11 protein-coding genes are annotated in these 18,587 nt (G+C 35.5%); 9 read left to right on the top strand and 2 right to left on the bottom strand.

Annotated elements, in window-relative coordinates:
• Positions 1-2 precede the first annotated feature (2 nt).
• The 7 genes from JAZ75_RS00495 (at position 3) to JAZ75_RS00465 (ending at position 13,904) form a co-directional block, all read left to right on the top strand.
• Positions 3-1,352 carry a TolC family protein gene (locus JAZ75_RS00495; protein ID WP_183912395.1) on the top strand — a complete coding sequence of 450 codons (1,350 nt, stop codon included), beginning with the start codon at positions 3-5 and terminating at the stop codon, positions 1,350-1,352.
• A 12-nt stretch (positions 1,353-1,364) separates the two neighbouring features.
• On the top strand, positions 1,365-2,423 hold the full coding sequence (locus tag JAZ75_RS00490; protein ID WP_132842526.1) for an efflux RND transporter periplasmic adaptor subunit: 1,059 nt from the start codon (positions 1,365-1,367) through the stop codon (positions 2,421-2,423).
• 16 nt (positions 2,424-2,439) lie between these two features.
• A complete protein-coding gene (locus tag JAZ75_RS00485) occupies positions 2,440-5,616 on the top strand; it encodes an efflux RND transporter permease subunit (RefSeq protein WP_132842528.1) in 3,177 nt (1,058 codons plus the stop codon).
• Between the two features lie 183 nt (positions 5,617-5,799).
• Complete coding sequence (glmS, locus tag JAZ75_RS00480; RefSeq protein ID WP_132842530.1) at positions 5,800-7,641, top strand: glutamine--fructose-6-phosphate transaminase (isomerizing); 1,842 nt, start codon at positions 5,800-5,802, stop codon at positions 7,639-7,641.
• 4 nt (positions 7,642-7,645) lie between these two features.
• Positions 7,646-9,832 (top strand): DUF4954 family protein, encoded by a 2,187-nt coding sequence (locus JAZ75_RS00475; protein ID WP_183912397.1) that lies wholly within the window; start codon positions 7,646-7,648, stop codon positions 9,830-9,832.
• Between the two features lie 176 nt (positions 9,833-10,008).
• Positions 10,009-12,012, top strand: coding sequence for a DUF3857 domain-containing protein (locus JAZ75_RS00470; protein WP_208699649.1), 2,004 nt, complete (start codon positions 10,009-10,011; stop codon positions 12,010-12,012).
• Positions 12,012-13,904 carry a DUF3857 domain-containing protein gene (locus tag JAZ75_RS00465; protein WP_208699646.1) on the top strand — a complete coding sequence of 631 codons (1,893 nt, stop codon included), beginning with the start codon at positions 12,012-12,014 and terminating at the stop codon, positions 13,902-13,904. Before JAZ75_RS00470 ends, JAZ75_RS00465 begins: the two co-directional genes overlap by 1 nt.
• 153 nt (positions 13,905-14,057) lie before the next feature.
• On the opposite strand, the gene JAZ75_RS00460 is transcribed toward JAZ75_RS00465, so the two are convergent.
• On the bottom strand, positions 14,058-14,330 hold the full coding sequence (locus tag JAZ75_RS00460; RefSeq protein WP_132773561.1) for a hypothetical protein: 273 nt from the start codon (positions 14,328-14,330) through the stop codon (positions 14,058-14,060).
• Between the two features lie 128 nt (positions 14,331-14,458).
• Positions 14,459-15,298, bottom strand: coding sequence for an aldo/keto reductase (locus JAZ75_RS00455; protein ID WP_208699644.1), 840 nt, complete (start codon positions 15,296-15,298; stop codon positions 14,459-14,461).
• Between the two features lie 130 nt (positions 15,299-15,428).
• Between JAZ75_RS00455 and JAZ75_RS00450 the strand changes: the two genes are divergently transcribed.
• Together JAZ75_RS00450 and JAZ75_RS00445 are read left to right on the top strand one after the other, a co-directional pair.
• The gene (locus tag JAZ75_RS00450) at positions 15,429-16,073 is read left to right on the top strand and encodes an NAD(P)H-binding protein (RefSeq protein ID WP_208699642.1); all 645 of its coding nucleotides are present in this window, start codon (positions 15,429-15,431) and stop codon (positions 16,071-16,073) included.
• A 245-nt stretch (positions 16,074-16,318) separates the two neighbouring features.
• Positions 16,319-18,532 carry an NADP-dependent isocitrate dehydrogenase gene (locus JAZ75_RS00445; protein ID WP_132842541.1) on the top strand — a complete coding sequence of 738 codons (2,214 nt, stop codon included), beginning with the start codon at positions 16,319-16,321 and terminating at the stop codon, positions 18,530-18,532.
• The last annotated feature ends 55 nt before the right edge of the window (positions 18,533-18,587 follow it).

The raw sequence follows: 18,587 nt of genomic DNA, 5'->3' as shown, positions 1-18,587 counted from the left end.
AAATGAAAAAGATAAAAATAGTAGGAGTGCTATTAGCCGCTTTGTTTTCAGTGAATTTCGTGCATGCGCAGGAAATATTAACATTGAATCAAGCTCTTAAGTATGCGCTGGAAAACAAAGCAGAGGCAAAAAAATCAACACTTGATTTAGAGAACGCCCAGTATAAAATTGACGAAGTCCGAGGGGGAGCTCTTCCGCAGATTAGTGGTGCAGGTACATTGACATATAACCCAATGTTACAGAAGGTGGCACTACCTGGAGAAATTATTGGAAAACCCGGTGAAACAGTAATGGTCGCAATGGGGCAAAAGTGGCAATCAAATGCTTCCCTGCAGGTTAATCAGCAACTATTTAATCAATCTTTATTTACGGGTTTAAAAGCCGCAAAAACTACGAAGGAGTTTTATATCATTAATAAAAGCTTGTCTGATGAGCAATTAATTGAAAAGGTCGCAAATGCGTATTATGATGTTTTTCAGACACAGCTACAACTAGAGACCGTTGATAATAATTTAAATAGCACAACTAAAACAAGAGATGTAATCGCGGGTTTGGTACAAGCGGGTTTGGGAAAGAAAATTGATTTGGATCGTACAAGTGTAGCTGTCAATAACTTAAAAGCAAACCGTCAAATTTTGATTAATGCATTGGAATTGAAAGAAAATGCGTTAAAATTTGCTATTGGTATGCCGATGCAACAGGAAGTTAAACTTCCCAATGAGACTTTTGAAATAAACCTATCAACAGCTGATTTAGCCGCGGCAGAATTAGCATCAAGAACCGAAGTGAGGTTGTTGGAAAAGCAAAATCAACTATTGGAATTGAACCGAAATGCTATGAAAGCTGAACTTTACCCTAAACTTTCATTTTCTGGTAATTTAGGATATTTGGGAATGGGACCTACTTTCCCGATTTTCACAAAAAATGAAGGAGTTAAATGGTCGGGTTTTTCAGGTTTAGGCTTAAACCTTTCAATTCCTATTTTTACAGGAGGAACAACAAAAGCTAAAATTAACCAAGCGACTATTCAGTTGAAACAAGCACAGGTTGATTTGGAAGATACCAAATTGGCGTTGAGTTTATCCAATGAAAATGCTAAATCACAGATTACAAATAGCTTATTGACAATTAACAGTAATCGCGAAAATGTGCAATTAGCAAAAGAAGTTTTGGATAATACGCAGAATAATTATAAAAATGGATTAGCAACGCTCACAGATTTATTAGATGCTGAGAATGCTTATGCAGATGCCCAAAACAATTTAAGTACATCATTATTAAATTATAAAGTTGCTGAAGTTCAGTTGATTAAGGCTAAAGGGGAATTAAATACATTATTAAATAGCAAATAGTAACCGATATATATGAAAAAGATATTTATAACAGGAATCATAGTTATTGCTGCATTAGCAGGTATTATGTATGTGTTGAAAAAAAATAAAAAGGAGAATGAGGCTCAAACAGCTGTAGTAGCGCAAAAAAATGCAGCAGTTGCTGTTCGTATTGCTGAGGCAGGCATTAAGGATGTCAATACAGTATACGTAACAAATGGAACTTTCGTTCCTAAACAAGAAGTTAAACTTTCTTCAGAAGTTGCTGGACGTGTAGCTCGTGTACTTGTAGATGAAGGTGATTATGTTAAGGTAGGACAGACATTAGCCATTATTGTTGGAGATAAACAAAACGTAAGTGTAAACAATGCACAGGCGGTTTACGATAATGCGAAAAATGAGGTAGCTCGATTTGAAAGTGCATTTGCAACAGGTGGTGTTACGAAACAACAATTGGATCAGATGAAATTGCAATTGGAAAATGCAAAAAACAATTTACGCTCATCACAGATTACGGCCTCAGATGTTAACGTAAAAGCTTCATTTGCCGGTATTGTAAATAAGAGAAGTATTGAGCCAGGTTCATATGTAAGCCCAGGAAATGAAATGTTTGAAATCGTCAATGTTTCTTCATTAAAATTGAAGGTAAACGTGGACGAGAAAAATATAGGATTTGTCAAATTAGGTCAAAACATCAAGGTTCAGTCAGCAGTGTTAGCTAATAAAACCTTCCAAGGTAAAGTCACATTTATTGCGCCCAAAGCAGATGGAAGTTTAAATTTCCCTGTTGAATTGGAAATAAGTAATAATGCTGCTAATGATTTAAAGGCAGGAATGTACGGAACAGCTTATTTTGGTGATGATCAGACTGCTCAAGCATTAGTTGTTCCTAGAGATGCTTTTGTCGGTAGTGTAAGCTCGAATCAGGTATTTGTTGTTAAAGACGGAAAAGCGGTATTAACTAAAGTAACTGCTGGTCGTGTGTTTGGAGATCAGGTTGAAATCATTTCAGGTATCGAAAGTGGTGCACAAGTCATTACGACAGGACAGATCAATTTATTGGATGGTACTGCTGTAGAAATCATTAAATAATTAATGTAAGTTTTAAATGAAAATTTCTGAAATATCTATAAAACGACCGAGTATCATCATTGTCATATTTTTATTATTGACATTAGGTGGTATCGGATCTTATTTGAATTTAGGCTACGAATTAGTTCCTAAATTTGATGTGAATGTTATAACTGTACAGACCGTCTATCCCGGAGCAGCTCCTTCGGAAGTAGAAACATCTGTTTCTAAAGTAATTGAGGATGCCGTTTCATCTTTAGAGAACGTAAAAAAGATTGAAACAAAATCTATGGAAAGTGTTTCGGTCGTCATGATTACGCTAAATACAGGTGCTGATGTCAATTTTCTATTGACAGATGCACAACGTAAGATCAATGCTGTGATCAATGATTTACCGGAAGATGCCGAAACCCCTTCTTTAAGTAAATTTTCACTCGATGATGTGGCGATAATGAACCTTTCGGTAACCTCAAGCTTATCTGAAAAAGAATTATACGACTTATTAGATCAAAAAATTCAACCTGTTTTTGCCCGTATATTAGGTGTTGCAAAAGTAGATTTGACCGGTGGTGAAGAACGCGAAATCCAAGTAAGTGCTAATCCTGAAAAATTAGAAGGATATGGCCTTACGATCAGTGATGTGCAAAAAATAATTGCATCTTCTAACTTAGATTTTCCTACAGGTAGCATTAAGTCGAGAGACAATCAGACAACAATCCGCCTATCGGGTAAATTTACTTCATTGGACCAAATGCGTAATCTTCCGATCACTACGCCTTCTGGTGTATCAATTCGTTTAAGTGATGTTGCAGATGTTCAGGATGGTATCAAGGATATTGAAAAGATATCTCGTATTGACCAAAAAAACACCATTTTAATGCAGGTTTTCAAGCAGTCAGATGCCAATGCGGTTGCTGTATCGAAACTTGTTAAAAAGACAATCGAGGTTGTAGAAAAAGATTACAAGGAACAAAAAATCAAAATTGATGTCGCGAGTGATTCGACTGAATACACCATTAATGCCGCAAGTAACGTAATGCACGATTTAATGATCGCTGTTGCTTTGGTAGGTTTTATCATGTTGTTTTTCTTGCATAGTTTACGTGATGCCTTTATCGCTGTTGTAGCTATTCCTTTGTCATTGATTGCAACTTTTATTGGGCTTTATGTAATGGGGTATACGCTTAACTTAATGTCTTTATTAGGTCTTTCCCTAGTGGTTGGTATTTTGGTGGATGATGCGATCGTTGTTATTGAGAATATTCACAGGCACATGCAAATGGGTAAAAGCAAGATTCGTGCAGCGTATGATGGTGCTGCAGAAATTGGTTTTACCGTAACTGCCATTACGTTAGTAATTGTCGTTGTATTCTTACCGATTGCTTTATCATCAGGTTTAGTATCTGACATCTTGCGTCAATTTTGTGTAACGGTTATTTTTGCAACATTAATTTCTTTACTTGTTTCATTTACCGTAGTACCTTGGTTGTATTCACGTTTTGGAAAATTGTCACACATTAGCAATGCGACTTTTTTTGGTAGAATTTTAGAAAAATTTGAAGCAGGATTACAGAAATTGACACATTGGATTTCTGGCATTTTAGAATGGGCATTACGTAATCGCTGGAATAAGGTAATTACACTGGTCGTTACGATCGTGATGTTTGCCGCATCCATTAGTTTATTGGTGATGGGTTACATTGGTACAGATTTCTTTCCTGGTAATGATAAAGGAGAATTCTATTTACAGCTAGAACTTAATAAAGATGCTTCGATTGAACAAACCAACTTTATGACACAAAAAGCTGAATCATTTTTAGCGGCTAAACCAGAGATCGAAAGAGTGATCACAACTGTGGGACAGGCGTCTGATGGTATGATGGCTGGTACTTCAGGAACGAAGTATAAATCTGAAATGCAGATTTATTTGAAAGATGGTCAAAACAAATTAGTTCCAACAAAGGTGTATGCAGCGAAGTTGAAACGAGAGATGGAAGAGCATTTAGTTGGAGCTAAAGTGAAAACGGTTTCAATTGGTATTATGGGTGCAGAGCAGGCTCCATTAAATTTAACTGTAATTGCATCATCGCAAAAAGATGCCTTAGAATTTGCCGATAAGGCTGCCGCATTATTGCGTAATATTTCAGGGGCAACGGAAGTAAAATTGACATCAGAAGATGGTAATCCGGAGATCAATGTGCAATTAGATCGTGACAAGATGAATGCTCTGGGATTAAATGTCGCTTCTGTAGGTATGACGATGCAGACGGCTTTTTCTGGTAATACTGATACAAAATACCGTGCTGGTGATACAGAATATGATATCAACATTCGTTATGATCAATCTGGGAGAACGAGTATGGATAATGTGAAAAACTTAAAATTCATTAATGCGAAGGGCGAGTCGATTTCCTTAGAACAATTTGCAGATATCGAATATGGATCTGGGCCAACTTTATTGGAGAGACGTGATAAGTCACCATCTGTTTCAGTACAAGCGCAAGTTGTCGGTAAACCTGCTGGTACGATAGCAACTGAATGGGAAACTGAATTTAAGAAACTTGAACTTAAACCAGGAGTATCGTTCAAGTGGGGTGGTAATATGGAGAATCAGCAAGAAGGTTTCGGTACATTAGGTATTGCATTATTAGCTTCTATTATTTTAGTATATTTTGTGATGGTAGCCTTGTACGATAGTTTTGCAACGCCATTTATTGTATTGTTCTCAATCCCATTATCTTTCATTGGTGCATTTTTGTTATTAGCATTGACGAACCAGACTTTAAATATCTTTACTATTTTAGGTATTATTATGTTGATTGGTTTAGTTGCGAAAAATGCCATTATGTTGGTTGACTTTGCAAATCATAAGAAAGACGCCGGTTTTACTACATATGAATCATTAATTGCGGCAAACCATGCACGTTTACGTCCTATTTTAATGACAACTATCGCAATGGTTATTGGTATGGTTCCGATTGCAATGGCGCAAGGTGACGGTGCTGACATGAACCGTGGTATTGCAATTGTGATTATTGGAGGTTTATTGTCATCGTTGTTTCTTACGCTGATAATCGTACCAGTTGTTTACTCTCTTTTCGATGGCATTCAAAGAAGATTGGGTAATCATGAAAAGGTAGATTACGAAGCAGAAATGGTTGCAGACTATGTTCCAAGTGATGATTATGTGGATGAAATGTCCAGCAAGCACTAAACATTTTTCATACGTTTATTTAAAAGAAGAAAGCCTTGCAAAACTGCAAGGCTTTCTTCTTTTGTTACTGTTTGTATTTAATTTATGTTAAATTTTGATAAAATTATTTCAAACAATCGATTGCATTAAAAAAAATGCTAATTTTGATTCAATTGTTTAAATTAATAACGTTAATAATAAATTATGTGTGGAATAGTTGGTTACACGGGTCCGCGTCAGGCATTTTCTATCGTGCTTGATGGACTTAAGAGATTAGAATATCGTGGATATGATAGTGCTGGTATAGCATTAGTTCAAGAAAACAAGCTCAATGTTTTTAAAAAAGCAGGTAAAGTAGCAAATTTGGAAACTGCCGTTTCTGGCCATGATGTTAGTTCACATACCGCTATTGGACATACCAGATGGGCTACACACGGTGAGCCTTCCGACAGAAATGCTCATCCACATTATACACCTGATGGTCAAATTGCCATGATTCATAATGGTATTATTGAAAACTATCAAACTATAAAAAATGAATTAATCAGTAAAGGGTATGAGTTTAAAAGCGATACAGATACCGAAGTTTTACTCTATTTTATTTCTGAAATTAAGAAAAATAATGCCTGTAGTTTAGAGGAAGCAGTACGTATTGCTTTAAAACGGGTTGTTGGTGCTTATGTTATTTTATTGATAGAACCGGAACATCCTGAAACCATCATTGCGGCACGTAAAGGAAGTCCATTGGTGATCGGTATTGGTAAAGGAGAGCATTTTCTTGGTTCCGATGCATCTCCAATGTTAGCATATACCAATGAGGTTGTGTATATCAATGATTACGAATTGGCCATTGTTAAACCTGATGAATTAATATTAAAAAATATAGGAAATGAGCGTGTTACACCTTATGTTCAAAAGTTAGATCTGGAATTGGCTGCGATTGAAAAAGGAGGCTATGATCACTTTATGCTCAAAGAAATTATAGAACAGCCGCAAGCTATTTTTGATTCAATGCGTGGACGTTTGGATTTAGATAAACTGACCATTACATTGAGCGGCATTGAACAATACGCAGAGCAGATTTGTAAAGCAAATCGAATAGTTATCGTCTCATGCGGTACAAGTTGGCATGCCGGACTAGTAGCTGAGTATTTAATTGAAGAGCTTTGCCGTATCAATGTTGAAGTGGAGTATGCTTCAGAATTTCGTTATCGAAACCCTATTGTCAATGAAGGAGATGTTATTTTGGCGATATCACAGAGCGGTGAAACAGCTGATACATTGGTTGCCTTAGAAAATGCGAAAAGCAAAGGCGCAATTATATTGGGAGTTGTGAATGTTGTAGGATCATCTATTGCAAGATTATCACATGCTGGTGCGTATACGCACGCTGGTCCAGAGATTGGAGTGGCAAGTACAAAGGCATTCACTGCGCAGTTAACAGTTCTTGAATTAATAGCAATTAAAATAGCGCATATCAAAAAAACAATTGACGAGCAGCAATATGCACATCTTTTAAAAGAACTGAGTGCAGTTCCAGATAAAGTACAAACGATTTTAGATACGCAGCTTCCAAAAATCAGAGAAATAGCTCGTAAATATAAGGACGCAAGAGATTTTCTATATTTAGGTAGAGGATATAATTTCCCTATTGCATTAGAAGGAGCCTTAAAATTAAAGGAAATCACGTATATCCATGCAGAAGGGTATCCGGCAGCAGAGATGAAGCACGGACCTATTGCATTAGTAGATGAAAATCTTCCAGTAGTATTTGTGGCTACCAAGGACCGCTATCATGAGAAAATTGTGAGTAATATTCAGGAAGTGAAGGCCAGAAAAGGTCGTATTATAGCGGTTATTACTGAGGGAGATGAAGTATCAAAAGGGTTGGCGGAAGATTATATCGAAATTCCGGATGCTGATGAAATTGTAGCACCTATTTTATCCGTAATTCCATTGCAATTATTATCATATTATATGGGCGTTGAACGTAATCAAGATGTTGACAAACCTCGTAATCTAGCCAAATCTGTGACTGTTGAATAAAAATATGAGTCAAATAAAAAAAGGTAGCATCACTCGATTAGGTTTTGATTTTATTCCACAGGTATTTATACCAAAAGGGAAAGATGAAAATCATCATCGTTTTGAACAAAATCCACGTTCAGATTATAGGAATTTGACAGTAGAAGAAATCGTCATTCTTATCGAAAATGGTAATAGGGCAGATAATTGGGAGAATATCTTGGTGAGTGAATCATTTATCCCTTATCAAATTAGACAGAGTAATTTCTTTGGGTTGGTTCGAATTGGTCATATGGCCCCAACCTATTTAGAATATCGTAATCTTAAACTGGAATCAGGTATTTATAATAGCACTATTGTAAGTTCTGATTTGGGTGATTACGTGGCTATACACCATGTCCGTTATATGTCTCATTTCATTATTGGTAACGATGTTATATTAAGTAACATCAGCGAAATGGAGACGAGTAGTACTGCTAAATTTGGAAATGGAGTTTTACGAGAAGGGGAGGCTGAAGATCTACGGATAGCATTGGAGCTATGTAACGAAAATGGGGTACGCTCTATTCTTCCTTTTGATGGGATGCAAGCAGCGGATGCTTATTTGTGGACACGAAATAGGCAAGATACTGTTTTGCAGCATAGATTTAAGGAGCTGACTGAAAAGAGATTTTCCACAGTACGAGGCACCTATAGTATGATTGGCGATCGCTGTATCATTAAAAATTCGCAGAATATAAAAAATGTGCAAATTGGTTCAGATGCATATATTAAAGGAATCAATAAACTGAAAAATCTTACCATTAATTCTTCGCCCGAAGCATTTACACAAATCGGTGAAGGTTGTGAATTGGTCAATGGAATTGTCGGATATGGATGCCGTATATTCTACGGAGTTAAAGCCGTAAGGTTTATTTTGTCGTCTTTTTCACAATTGAAATATGGCGCTCGTCTTATAAATTCTTTTTTAGGAGATAACTCAACTATTTCGTGTTGCGAAGTTCTAAATTCTTTAATCTTTCCTGCACATGAGCAGCATCATAACAATTCTTTCTTATGCGCGGCAACGATCATGGGGCAGAGCAATATGGCTGCAGGTGCGACAGTTGGTTCCAATCATAATTCTAGAGCTGCAGATGGTGAAATTATTGCAGGGCGGGGTTTCTGGCCAGGCCTATGTGTTAGTTTAAAGCATAATTCAAGATTTGCATCTTATACACTTCTAGTAAAGGGTGATTTTCCATATGAAATGGATATTCCGATTCCATTTTCTTTGGTCAACAATGATGTTAAAAACGATAAATTAATGATCATACCTGGTTATTGGTTTATGTATAATATGTATGCGCTTGTTCGTAATGCAAATAAGTATGCAAGTAGAGATAAACGTTTATTGAAAAATCAATATTTAGAGTATGATATGCTTGCTCCGGATACGATCAATGAGCTTTTCAATTCCTTGCGCATCATTGAATTGGCAGTTGGTTCACAGATGAATGAAGAGAGCAATTCACTCACCAAAGAAGAAATTATTCGAGCTGGTAGAGCAAAATTGACTGGACCGCTAGATCAGATACCTACATCAGTTCTTGTAAAAGGATTTGAACATTCGAAAAGGAAAGTGGAATTGGTCAAAATTGGCACTGCTTATCCACTTTTTAAGCGTTTTATCCAATACTACGGAACCATTCATATGATTGACTTTTTAGAAACTCATAGCTTTGAAGAGTTGAAAAATGAGATGACAAATAGTCAACGCCTAGAGTGGGAAAATATCGGTGGGCAATTGATAGAAAAAAATGCTATTGATCAATTGCTTCGTGAAATTAAATCAGGCAAGATTGATGATTGGGAAGATATCCATAAATATTATCATGAATTGAGTCGATCTTACTTAGAAACAAAAAGAGCGCATGCATTTGCATCGTTACTCGAAATTACAGACGTAACATCTGAATCTATATCGATTGAAATTGTGCAAGCTTGGCTGAAAGAAGCGATCTCGCATCGAACATGGATGGTTGATGAAATTTACGCAAGTAGGGCGAAAGATTACGAGAATCCTTTTCGAAATATGGTATACAACAGTGAAGAAGAACGTGATTTGGTTGTTGGCAAATTATCTGAGAATAGTTTTATTTTGCAGCAACGTGACGAGCTCAATGGCTTTATAAAATGTGCCCATAAATTAATTTCAAAACTGTCGAATTAGACGATAATATAAAAACAAAAAATAAATCTTTCAAAATAGAACAATAGATGGTTGATAAATATTTTATGTAGTTATATTATTCATATTTTCAGGAAACAATTTAAGTTTAAAACGATATTTAATAGCTATTAAATATCGTTTTATTATTTATATTTGCATGACCAATTATAAATAAAATGCCATATAAAAAAGTATTATTAGTTTTTCTGATGTTATTTACCATCAGTCACTATCAGGTGTCTGCACAAAAAAAAGAAAAAATCGAATATAAGTTTGGTAAAATTCAACCTGAAGAATTTTCAATTATGCCATCAGGTGCAGACTCTGCCGCTTCAGCCATTAAATTGTTTGACATCGGTAACTGTTATTTTGAATTAAGTCCTGCTTCAAAATCATTTGTTTATGTATATGAAAGACACGTGCGTTATAAAATCATTAATAAAAATGGGTATGATTACGCAAATCATACTATTGGATTGTATAAAAGTAATTCACAGTCCAAGGAAACGTTAGATAATATGAGCGCAGCTACCTATAATATGGTGGATGGTGTCATGAAAACAGACAAAATTGATAAAGATTCAAAATTTACGGAAGAAGTAAATAAGAATGTTATCCAGAAAAAATTTACATTACCTAATGTAAAAGAAGGATCTATAATTGAATATAAGTATAAGATTAAATCGGATTTCATTTTTAATCTTCGCGGATGGAGTTTTCAAAGTGAAATTCCGACCCGTTGGTCCGAATATACAGTAACTATTCCAGAGTATTTTGATTATAAATTCAGTAGAAATGGATATTATGATATTGCACATCCTATGCACGAAACCGTTAATGCAAGTTACGTTTCCGGTGTTCAATCTGCTGCGATTCGTGATCGCTTTGTGGCAGAAAATATGCCCGCTCTGAAGGATGAACCTTTTATTTCAAGCCTAGATGATTATCGACCTTCTATAGATTTTGAACTTCGATCCACCAATTTCCCTGGACAGTTTTTTGTTGATTATACAGGATCATGGCCAAAGATTATCAGTTCTTTGCTAGAAGATGAAAATTTTGGACGCTATATAGAGAAAACAAGCTTCGCTAAAAATAATTTGAAATCTATCATTAAAGCTGAAAACGATTCTTTGGCAAATGCGAAATCAATTTTTAAATATGTTAAGGATAATCTTAAGTGGAATGAGAAGTACAATTTTTATAGTACGGAAACAAATCCCAAAACAATTTTTGAGAAAAAAACAGGAAATTCAGCCGATTTAAATTTGGTGCTGATCAACTTTCTGAAAGAAGCGAATTACAGTGTTTATCCAGTGTTAATTAGTACACGTTCCAATGGGAAACATCCAGGATACCCAATCATAAGTAAATTTGATAATGTTGTGGCTGCGGTAGAAATTGGAGGCAAATCATACTTTCTCGATGCAACGGTTAAGGACATGCCATTTGGAATGATGAATTATCAAAATTTAAATCATGAGGGTTTTTTGATCAATGTTGGCGAAAAAAGTGGTGGGTGGATCAGCACTGAAACGCTTTTCGGAGATGAGAGCATGCATGTGTATAATCTCGTGTTAGATAAAGAAAACCGATTAAAAGGTAGTGTAACCAATTATTTCAATGGATATGCCGGTTTAAGTGCTCGCAACAGCTACAGGACTGCCATCAATGAAGAAGATTATATCAAGAACCTGAAAAAAAATAAAACGGGATTAGAGCTTAATAACTTCAAGATCTTAAATCTGGATAGTCTAGATGATCGATTGATTGAAACGATGGATGTTGAGATAGAAGATAATGTGGAAGAAGCTGGAGATCTGGTTTATTTCACACCTTTACTTTTCGAACGAACAAAGGAAAATCCATTGAAACATGAGGAAAGACTTTTTCCTGTAGATTTCGCTCATCCGATACTTGAAAATTGCCGGGTAGTCATTAATTTTCCTGAAGATTATCAGATTGATAAACTTCCTAAGGGCGGCATTTTTAAACTTCCTGAAGATGTCGGCTCCTTTTCGATATCGTATTTAATCGATGGCCAGACACTTCTAATAAAAAGTGCTATTCATATCAATAAGTCGATGTACAGTTCAGAAGAGTATTTCTATCTTAAAGAACTTTTCGCCGCTATTGTAGAGAAGCAAGCAGAAAAAATTGTATTTAAAAAGAAGGTATAATGAAGTATACATTGGGTTTAATGGCATTGCTGTTTTTTTCTCACGGTAATGCACAGACAAATTGGGATGTGGCAAATATCCACGAAGCGCTTAAAAAAGATGCCACTATTGTTATTAGAAATGAAGAACAGTTCCTCGATATTAAAGGCATCAATGCTGCAAAATATGATTATAAAATAACTGCAACCATTTTTAGCAAAGCAGGTGATGACTTTGCTGCAATGGAAGAAGTTTACGATAAGTTTTCTACTATTTATAATATAAAAGCGGTTTTGTATGATGCCACCGGTAAGAAGATTAAGGAATATAAATCCTCTGATATAAAAGATCAAAGCTTGATATCTGGTTTTTCAATATTTGAGGACAATAGGCTAAAGAGTCTGAAATTTGTAAGTAATAGTTATCCGTATACCATTGAATATAGTTTTAGCCAAGATTTTAAAGGATTACTTTATTTTCCCCAGTGGCGCGATCTAAAAGATTTTGGTGTTTCCGTAGAAAAATCAAGTTATTGTATTCAAAAAGATAAAAATTATCAAATGAAATACCTCTCGAGTACAGGGTTGAAAGTTGATTCGACCAGTATTGGAGGTAAAATACGTTATAAATGGGAGAGTAGTCAAGTACTTGCTCTAGCTAAAGAACCGATGGCTGTAGGGATTGATAATCTAAGTTCTTGGATTAAAGCCTCTCCGAACTTATTTGAATATGATGGCTCCACCGGTAATTTTGATAACTGGAATAATTTTGGACAATGGATTTATAAGCTTAATGAAGGTGGAAATCAATTACCTGAAGCATTTAAAATTAAGATTCGCGATTTAACACAAGCAGCACGGACTCCAGAAGAAAAGATGCGCATCCTGTATCAATATCTGCAACAGAATACACGTTATGTCAGTGTGCAATTGGGTATTGGCGGATTTAGACCTGTATTGGCCGAGAAAGTAGCTACAGTTAATTATGGTGATTGTAAGGGGCTGTCCAATTTTATGAAAGCGATGCTGAATGAAGTGGGAATTAATTCACATTTAGTGATGATTGGAAATGGCAAACCTAGTTTAAACGCTCAATACTCAAGTATCGGGCAGGCTAATCATATGATATTAGCTGTACCGATAGGGAAGGACACCACCTTTCTGGAGTGCACGAGCCCTTATTATCCCATGGGATTTATTGGTTACGGAAACTCAAATAGAAACGTACTGTTAGTGACCGAAGCTGGTGGAAAACTTGTAAAGACGCCGGCTTATAGTGCCTCACAAAACTATCAGGTGAGTAAAACAAAAATTAAATTTAACAATGAAAATGATATTGATGTATTGATCAACACATCATATGGTAATTCTCAATTTGAAGATAATTTACGAAAAACAGTTTTAGAACCAAGTGAACAGAAAAAAAGAGCATTAGAAAATAGCAATATTCCTATTGAAACATTTGGTTATTATAAATGTGATCAAAAAGATAAAACTAAACCCGAGTTAGTAGAGGAGTTATCATTTAAATCAAAACCATTATTAAGTAAGGGTGGTGATAAATATTTTCTGTTACTGAATCAAATGAATAGAAGGGAAGCTGTACCTATTAAGATTGCAGATCGAAAAACATTTTTTTCCGTTCCTTATGCGTATGAAGATAAAGATGAGATCGTTTTCGAATTGCCACAAGGCTATCAGATAGACTTTATTCCAAAAGATATTCTGATCGAATCAGATTTCGGTATTTACACGGCCACATTTGAAAAAAAAGATGGTCTTCTTATCTACAGCCGAACTCAGAAAATGAATGATAAAATATATCCACCAGAAAAATACAGTGAGTATGTTGATTTTTATAAAAAAATAGTTCAGGCAGATAAGCAGAAAGCTGTTATTACAAAAACGTTATAATTCATTTAAACTGATGTAATAAATTAAAAAGCTGTAAGGAAACTTTGATATCCTTACAGCTTTTTTGATATAAATACCTGGTTTTATATGTGATCAATAAATAATCTGAGCCCGTGTTGTCTGTGATTATCAATCAATTTTGATGCACGATAATTAATCATCCAAATCCGCCATGTAGATGTCATGTACGACAAATTTAACTTGTGCATTAGGTAATAGCATATCCATGACATCTTCCGAATCTATTGGATACAAAGTTTCACTATCTGCATCAAGCATTTCAGAATCAGGTATGAGCTCAAAGAATGTAATTCCATTGCTCTGTGATAATTCCTCCACTTTTATGCAGACAACATCTTGATTTTTCCAATTTGACCAGATGGTTTTATTGAACAGTTGATATGGATTTTTTTCTGAATTAGACATGTATGCAAACATAGTCAATCACATCTCTACAACAAAATTTATTCTTAAGTAAGAGTCCTGGTCACCTTGGTACAGATGTAAATTATACAAAAACAAGACCTGTGCAGCACTTTAAGTACAATTCTTTTTTAGAATGGCACCTCTGCTGGGTTGAGTCCTGAAAAACCTAAATCCCCCATATTTTTAATTAATGCTATATCTTCAGCAGTCAATTCAAAATTTGATAGGTCAAGATTTGCCTTGATATTGATCGGATTAGTAGATTTTGGTAACGGATTAATACCCTCCTGTAGTGCAAATTTAATGCAGATCTGGCCGACACTAACGTTATACTTTTGCGCTAACGAAAGCAATACTTCATTGTCAAGAATTCGACCTGATCCAAGAGGTGACCAAGCTTGTACCAAAATGTTGTTTTCTTTACAGTACGAAACTGTTTCTTCCTGTAAATACCCAGGGTGAAATTCCAGTTGATTGACAGCTGGTTTAATTTGTACTGTTTTCAAAAGGGTTTCAACATATTTCTTAGGAAAATTACTTAGACCAATAGCTTTGACTCTTCCATCAACATATAATTTTTCAAAAGCTCTCCAGGTATCAGCATTAATTTCTGCCCAATTTTCAAATTGTGCTTCATTAGCCGGCCAATGAATAAGGTATAAATCAACATAAGTTAAATTGAGTAAAGCTAGTGATTTTTCAAATGCAGTTAATGTGTTTTCATATCCACGGTCCGCGTTCCATAATTTTGTCGTAATAAAAAGATCATCACGATCAATTCCACTATCTTGAATGGCCTTTCCAACACTTTTTTCGTTACCATATACGGCAGCAGTATCGATATGAATATAACCCGCATTTAATGCTTCAGCTACCGCGTTATAGGCAGGCGCACCATCTTCGATTTGCCAGGTTCCGAAACCGATAGCAGGAATCTTAATCCCGTTGTTTAATGTATATGTAGTCATGTATTAAAGTTATTTGTAAATAATAAAACTAAAATTAACGATTCTAACAGTCAATCTCAGTCCCTCCGTTTATTTTAGTTAGAATTTGACAACATAATGAAATATGGAAACGAATCATTATATTTAATACATGGAAGCAATTGTTATTGGAGGAAGTGGAGCTACAGGAAGAGAACTGGTTAGGCTATTATTAGAAGATGTACGCTTCACTAAAGTCCGTGTATTAGTACGTAAAGCTTATTTTGAACAACATGATAAGTTAGAAGAAATTATTGTCGATTTTGACAAATTATCATCTTATCACCAAGTTATAAAAGGAGAAGTTGCATTTTCATGTCTCGGCACAACTTTAAAAGATGCAGGAAGTAAAGATGCACAATGGCATATAGATTACGATTATCCACTGGATTTTGCACAGCTAGCTTTCAACAATGGAGTATCCCATTTTGTTCTATTATCAGCAATAGGAGCAGATGCAAAATCCAGTATTTTCTATAATCGTATGAAAGGAAGTTTAGAAGAAGCAATCAAAAAAATTGGATTTAAACACCTTATGATATTGCAACCAGGTTTTATAGAAAGACCTAATTCAAATCGATTTGGAGAAAAGGTCGGACTGAAAGCAATTACTTTTTTTAATTCATTAGGTTTTTTTCGGCATTATGCGCCTATTAAAACGCATCAGCTCGCTCAAGCAATGATAGAAAGTGTTTTTTCATATGGATCAAACGTTCAAGTAATTTCATTAAAAGAAATGAGGGCACTAACTAAGTAATTAGATGTAGGCTGTAGCGCATATAGAATATAAGTGCACATGCATCTGAAAAGAAAGGTAATAGACAAATATAATTGTGTTTAATCCAGTCATGCCAACATTTTACTTTTAACCGTCATAATTCAACCTTTTGTAGCGATTTAAATTTCAATTTCCTATCTTTAGGCGAATTTTGAATCAGCCTCAGCGTTCGTTTTGAATTTCAATTTTGTTTAAGCAAATTAAAAGATTTCAATAAAAAAATTATGTCATCTAAAATCATTTACACCAAGACAGATGAAGCGCCATTGTTGGCGACTTACTCATTCTTACCTATTGTACAAGCATTCGCCAAAACAGCTGATATCGATGTTGAATTAAGAGATATTTCTCTTGCAGGTCGTATTTTAGCAAACTTTTCAGATGTATTAAGCGCAGATCAGAAAGTAGCTGATGCTTTAGCTGAATTAGGGCAGTTGGCAACAACTCCAGAAGCTAATATCATCAAATTACCAAATATTTCAGCTTCCATTCCGCAATTAAAAGGAGCAATTGCTGAATTGCAGGCAGCAGGTTATGCGATACCAAATTTCCCTGACAATCCAGAAACTGCAGCAGAAACTGAGATTAAGGCAAAGTATGCAAAAGTATTAGGTTCAGCTGTAAATCCAGTTTTACGTGAAGGAAACTCTGACCGCCGTGCGCCAAAAGCTGTTAAGAATTATGCTAAAGCAAACCCGCATTCAATGGGTGCTTGGTCAGCAGATTCTAAGACACGCGTAGCGTCTATGTCTCACGGTGATTTTTATGAGACTGAGCAATCAGTAACAGTAGAAAACGCAGGACAGTTCAAAATTGAATTTGTTAATGCAGCGGGTACCGCTACAGAATTAAAAGGTTTATCTCCATTAAAGGCAGGTGAAGTAATTGATTCATCAGTAATGAGCTTAAATGCATTAAAAGGTTTTGTTGCAGATACAATTGCTGCGGCTAAAGCGGAAGGTGTTTTATTATCTGCTCATTTAAAAGCAACGATGATGAAAGTATCAGATCCTATTATTTTTGGTGCTATCGTAGAGGTTTATTTTAAAGATGTATTTGCTAAATATGGTGAATTATTCAACTCTTTGGGTATCAATAAAAATAATGGTTTAGGAGAAGTATTTGCAAAAATATCGGGTAATCCGCAAGAGGCAGAAGTTAAAGCAGCTATTGAAGCCGCTATCGCGAATGGTCCAGATTTAGCAATGGTAAACTCTGATAAAGGTATTACGAACTTACATGTGCCTTCAGATGTGATCGTTGATGCATCTATGCCAGCGATGATCCGTACTTCGGGACAGATGTGGAATAAAGAAGGAAAATCTCAAGATACCATCGCTATTATTCCAGATCGTTCTTATGCAGGAGTGTATGAAGCAACTATTGAAGATTGTAAAGAAAATGGCGCATTAGACCCTACAACTATGGGTTCTGTTCCCAACGTGGGTTTAATGGCTCAAAAAGCTGAAGAATATGGTTCACATGATAAAACTTTCCAGGCATCAGAAAACGGTTCGATCCGTGTGGTAGATGCAAATGGAAATGTTTTGATGGAACAAAGAGTTGAAACTGGTGATATCTTCCGCATGTGTCAAACTAAAGATGCACCTATTCAAGACTGGGTAAAATTGGCGGTTAACCGCGCTCGCTTATCGGCTACACCTGCAGTATTCTGGTTAGATGAAAATCGTGCCCATGATAGAGAAATCATCAAAAAAGTTGAGAAATATTTAGGTGATTTTGATACAAATGGATTAGATATTTTTGTTATGAATCCTGTTGAGGCAACTAAATTTTCTTTAGACCGTATCCGCGAAGGATTAGATACAATTTCTGTAACGGGTAACGTATTACGTGATTATTTAACAGATTTATTTCCTATTTTAGAAGTTGGTACATCTGCAAAAATGCTTTCTATCGTTCCTTTAATGAATGGTGGAGGTTTATTTGAAACAGGTGCTGGTGGTTCTGCTCCAAAACATGTTGAACAATTCTTACAAGAAGGTTATTTACGTTGGGATTCTCTAGGTGAGTTTTTAGCTTTAGGAGCATCTTTGGAGCATTTGTCACAAACACAGAATAATGCGCAGGCATTAGTTTTGGCAGAAGCATTGGATGTGGCAACAGAAAAATTCTTAGCGAATGATAAATCTCCAGCACGTAAAGTAGGTCAAATCGATAACCGTGGTTCTCACTACTATTTGACAGCTTATTGGGCTGAAGCTTTAGCTGCACAAACAAAGGATAGCGTACTAGCAGCGAAGTTTGCACCTTTAGCTAAATCATTAGCTGAAAATGAGGCTAAGATCAACGAAGAGTTGATAGGTGCTCAAGGTAAAGCACAAAACATTGGTGGTTATTATTTCCCTAATGATGATTTGGCTACAGCCGCTATGCGTCCTTCGCAAACATTAAATAATGCAATCGCTTCTTTATAGTCGTGATTTTATAAATAAAAAGGCTCCATTCATCATGAATGGAGCCTTTTTATTT

The sequence above is a fragment of the Sphingobacterium sp. UDSM-2020 genome, from assembly GCF_016132525.1.
GTDB lineage: Bacteria > Bacteroidota > Bacteroidia > Sphingobacteriales > Sphingobacteriaceae > Sphingobacterium > Sphingobacterium anhuiense.
The sequence above is the reverse complement of the archived record's forward strand: the minus strand, read 5'-3'. Positions and strand labels throughout refer to the sequence as shown.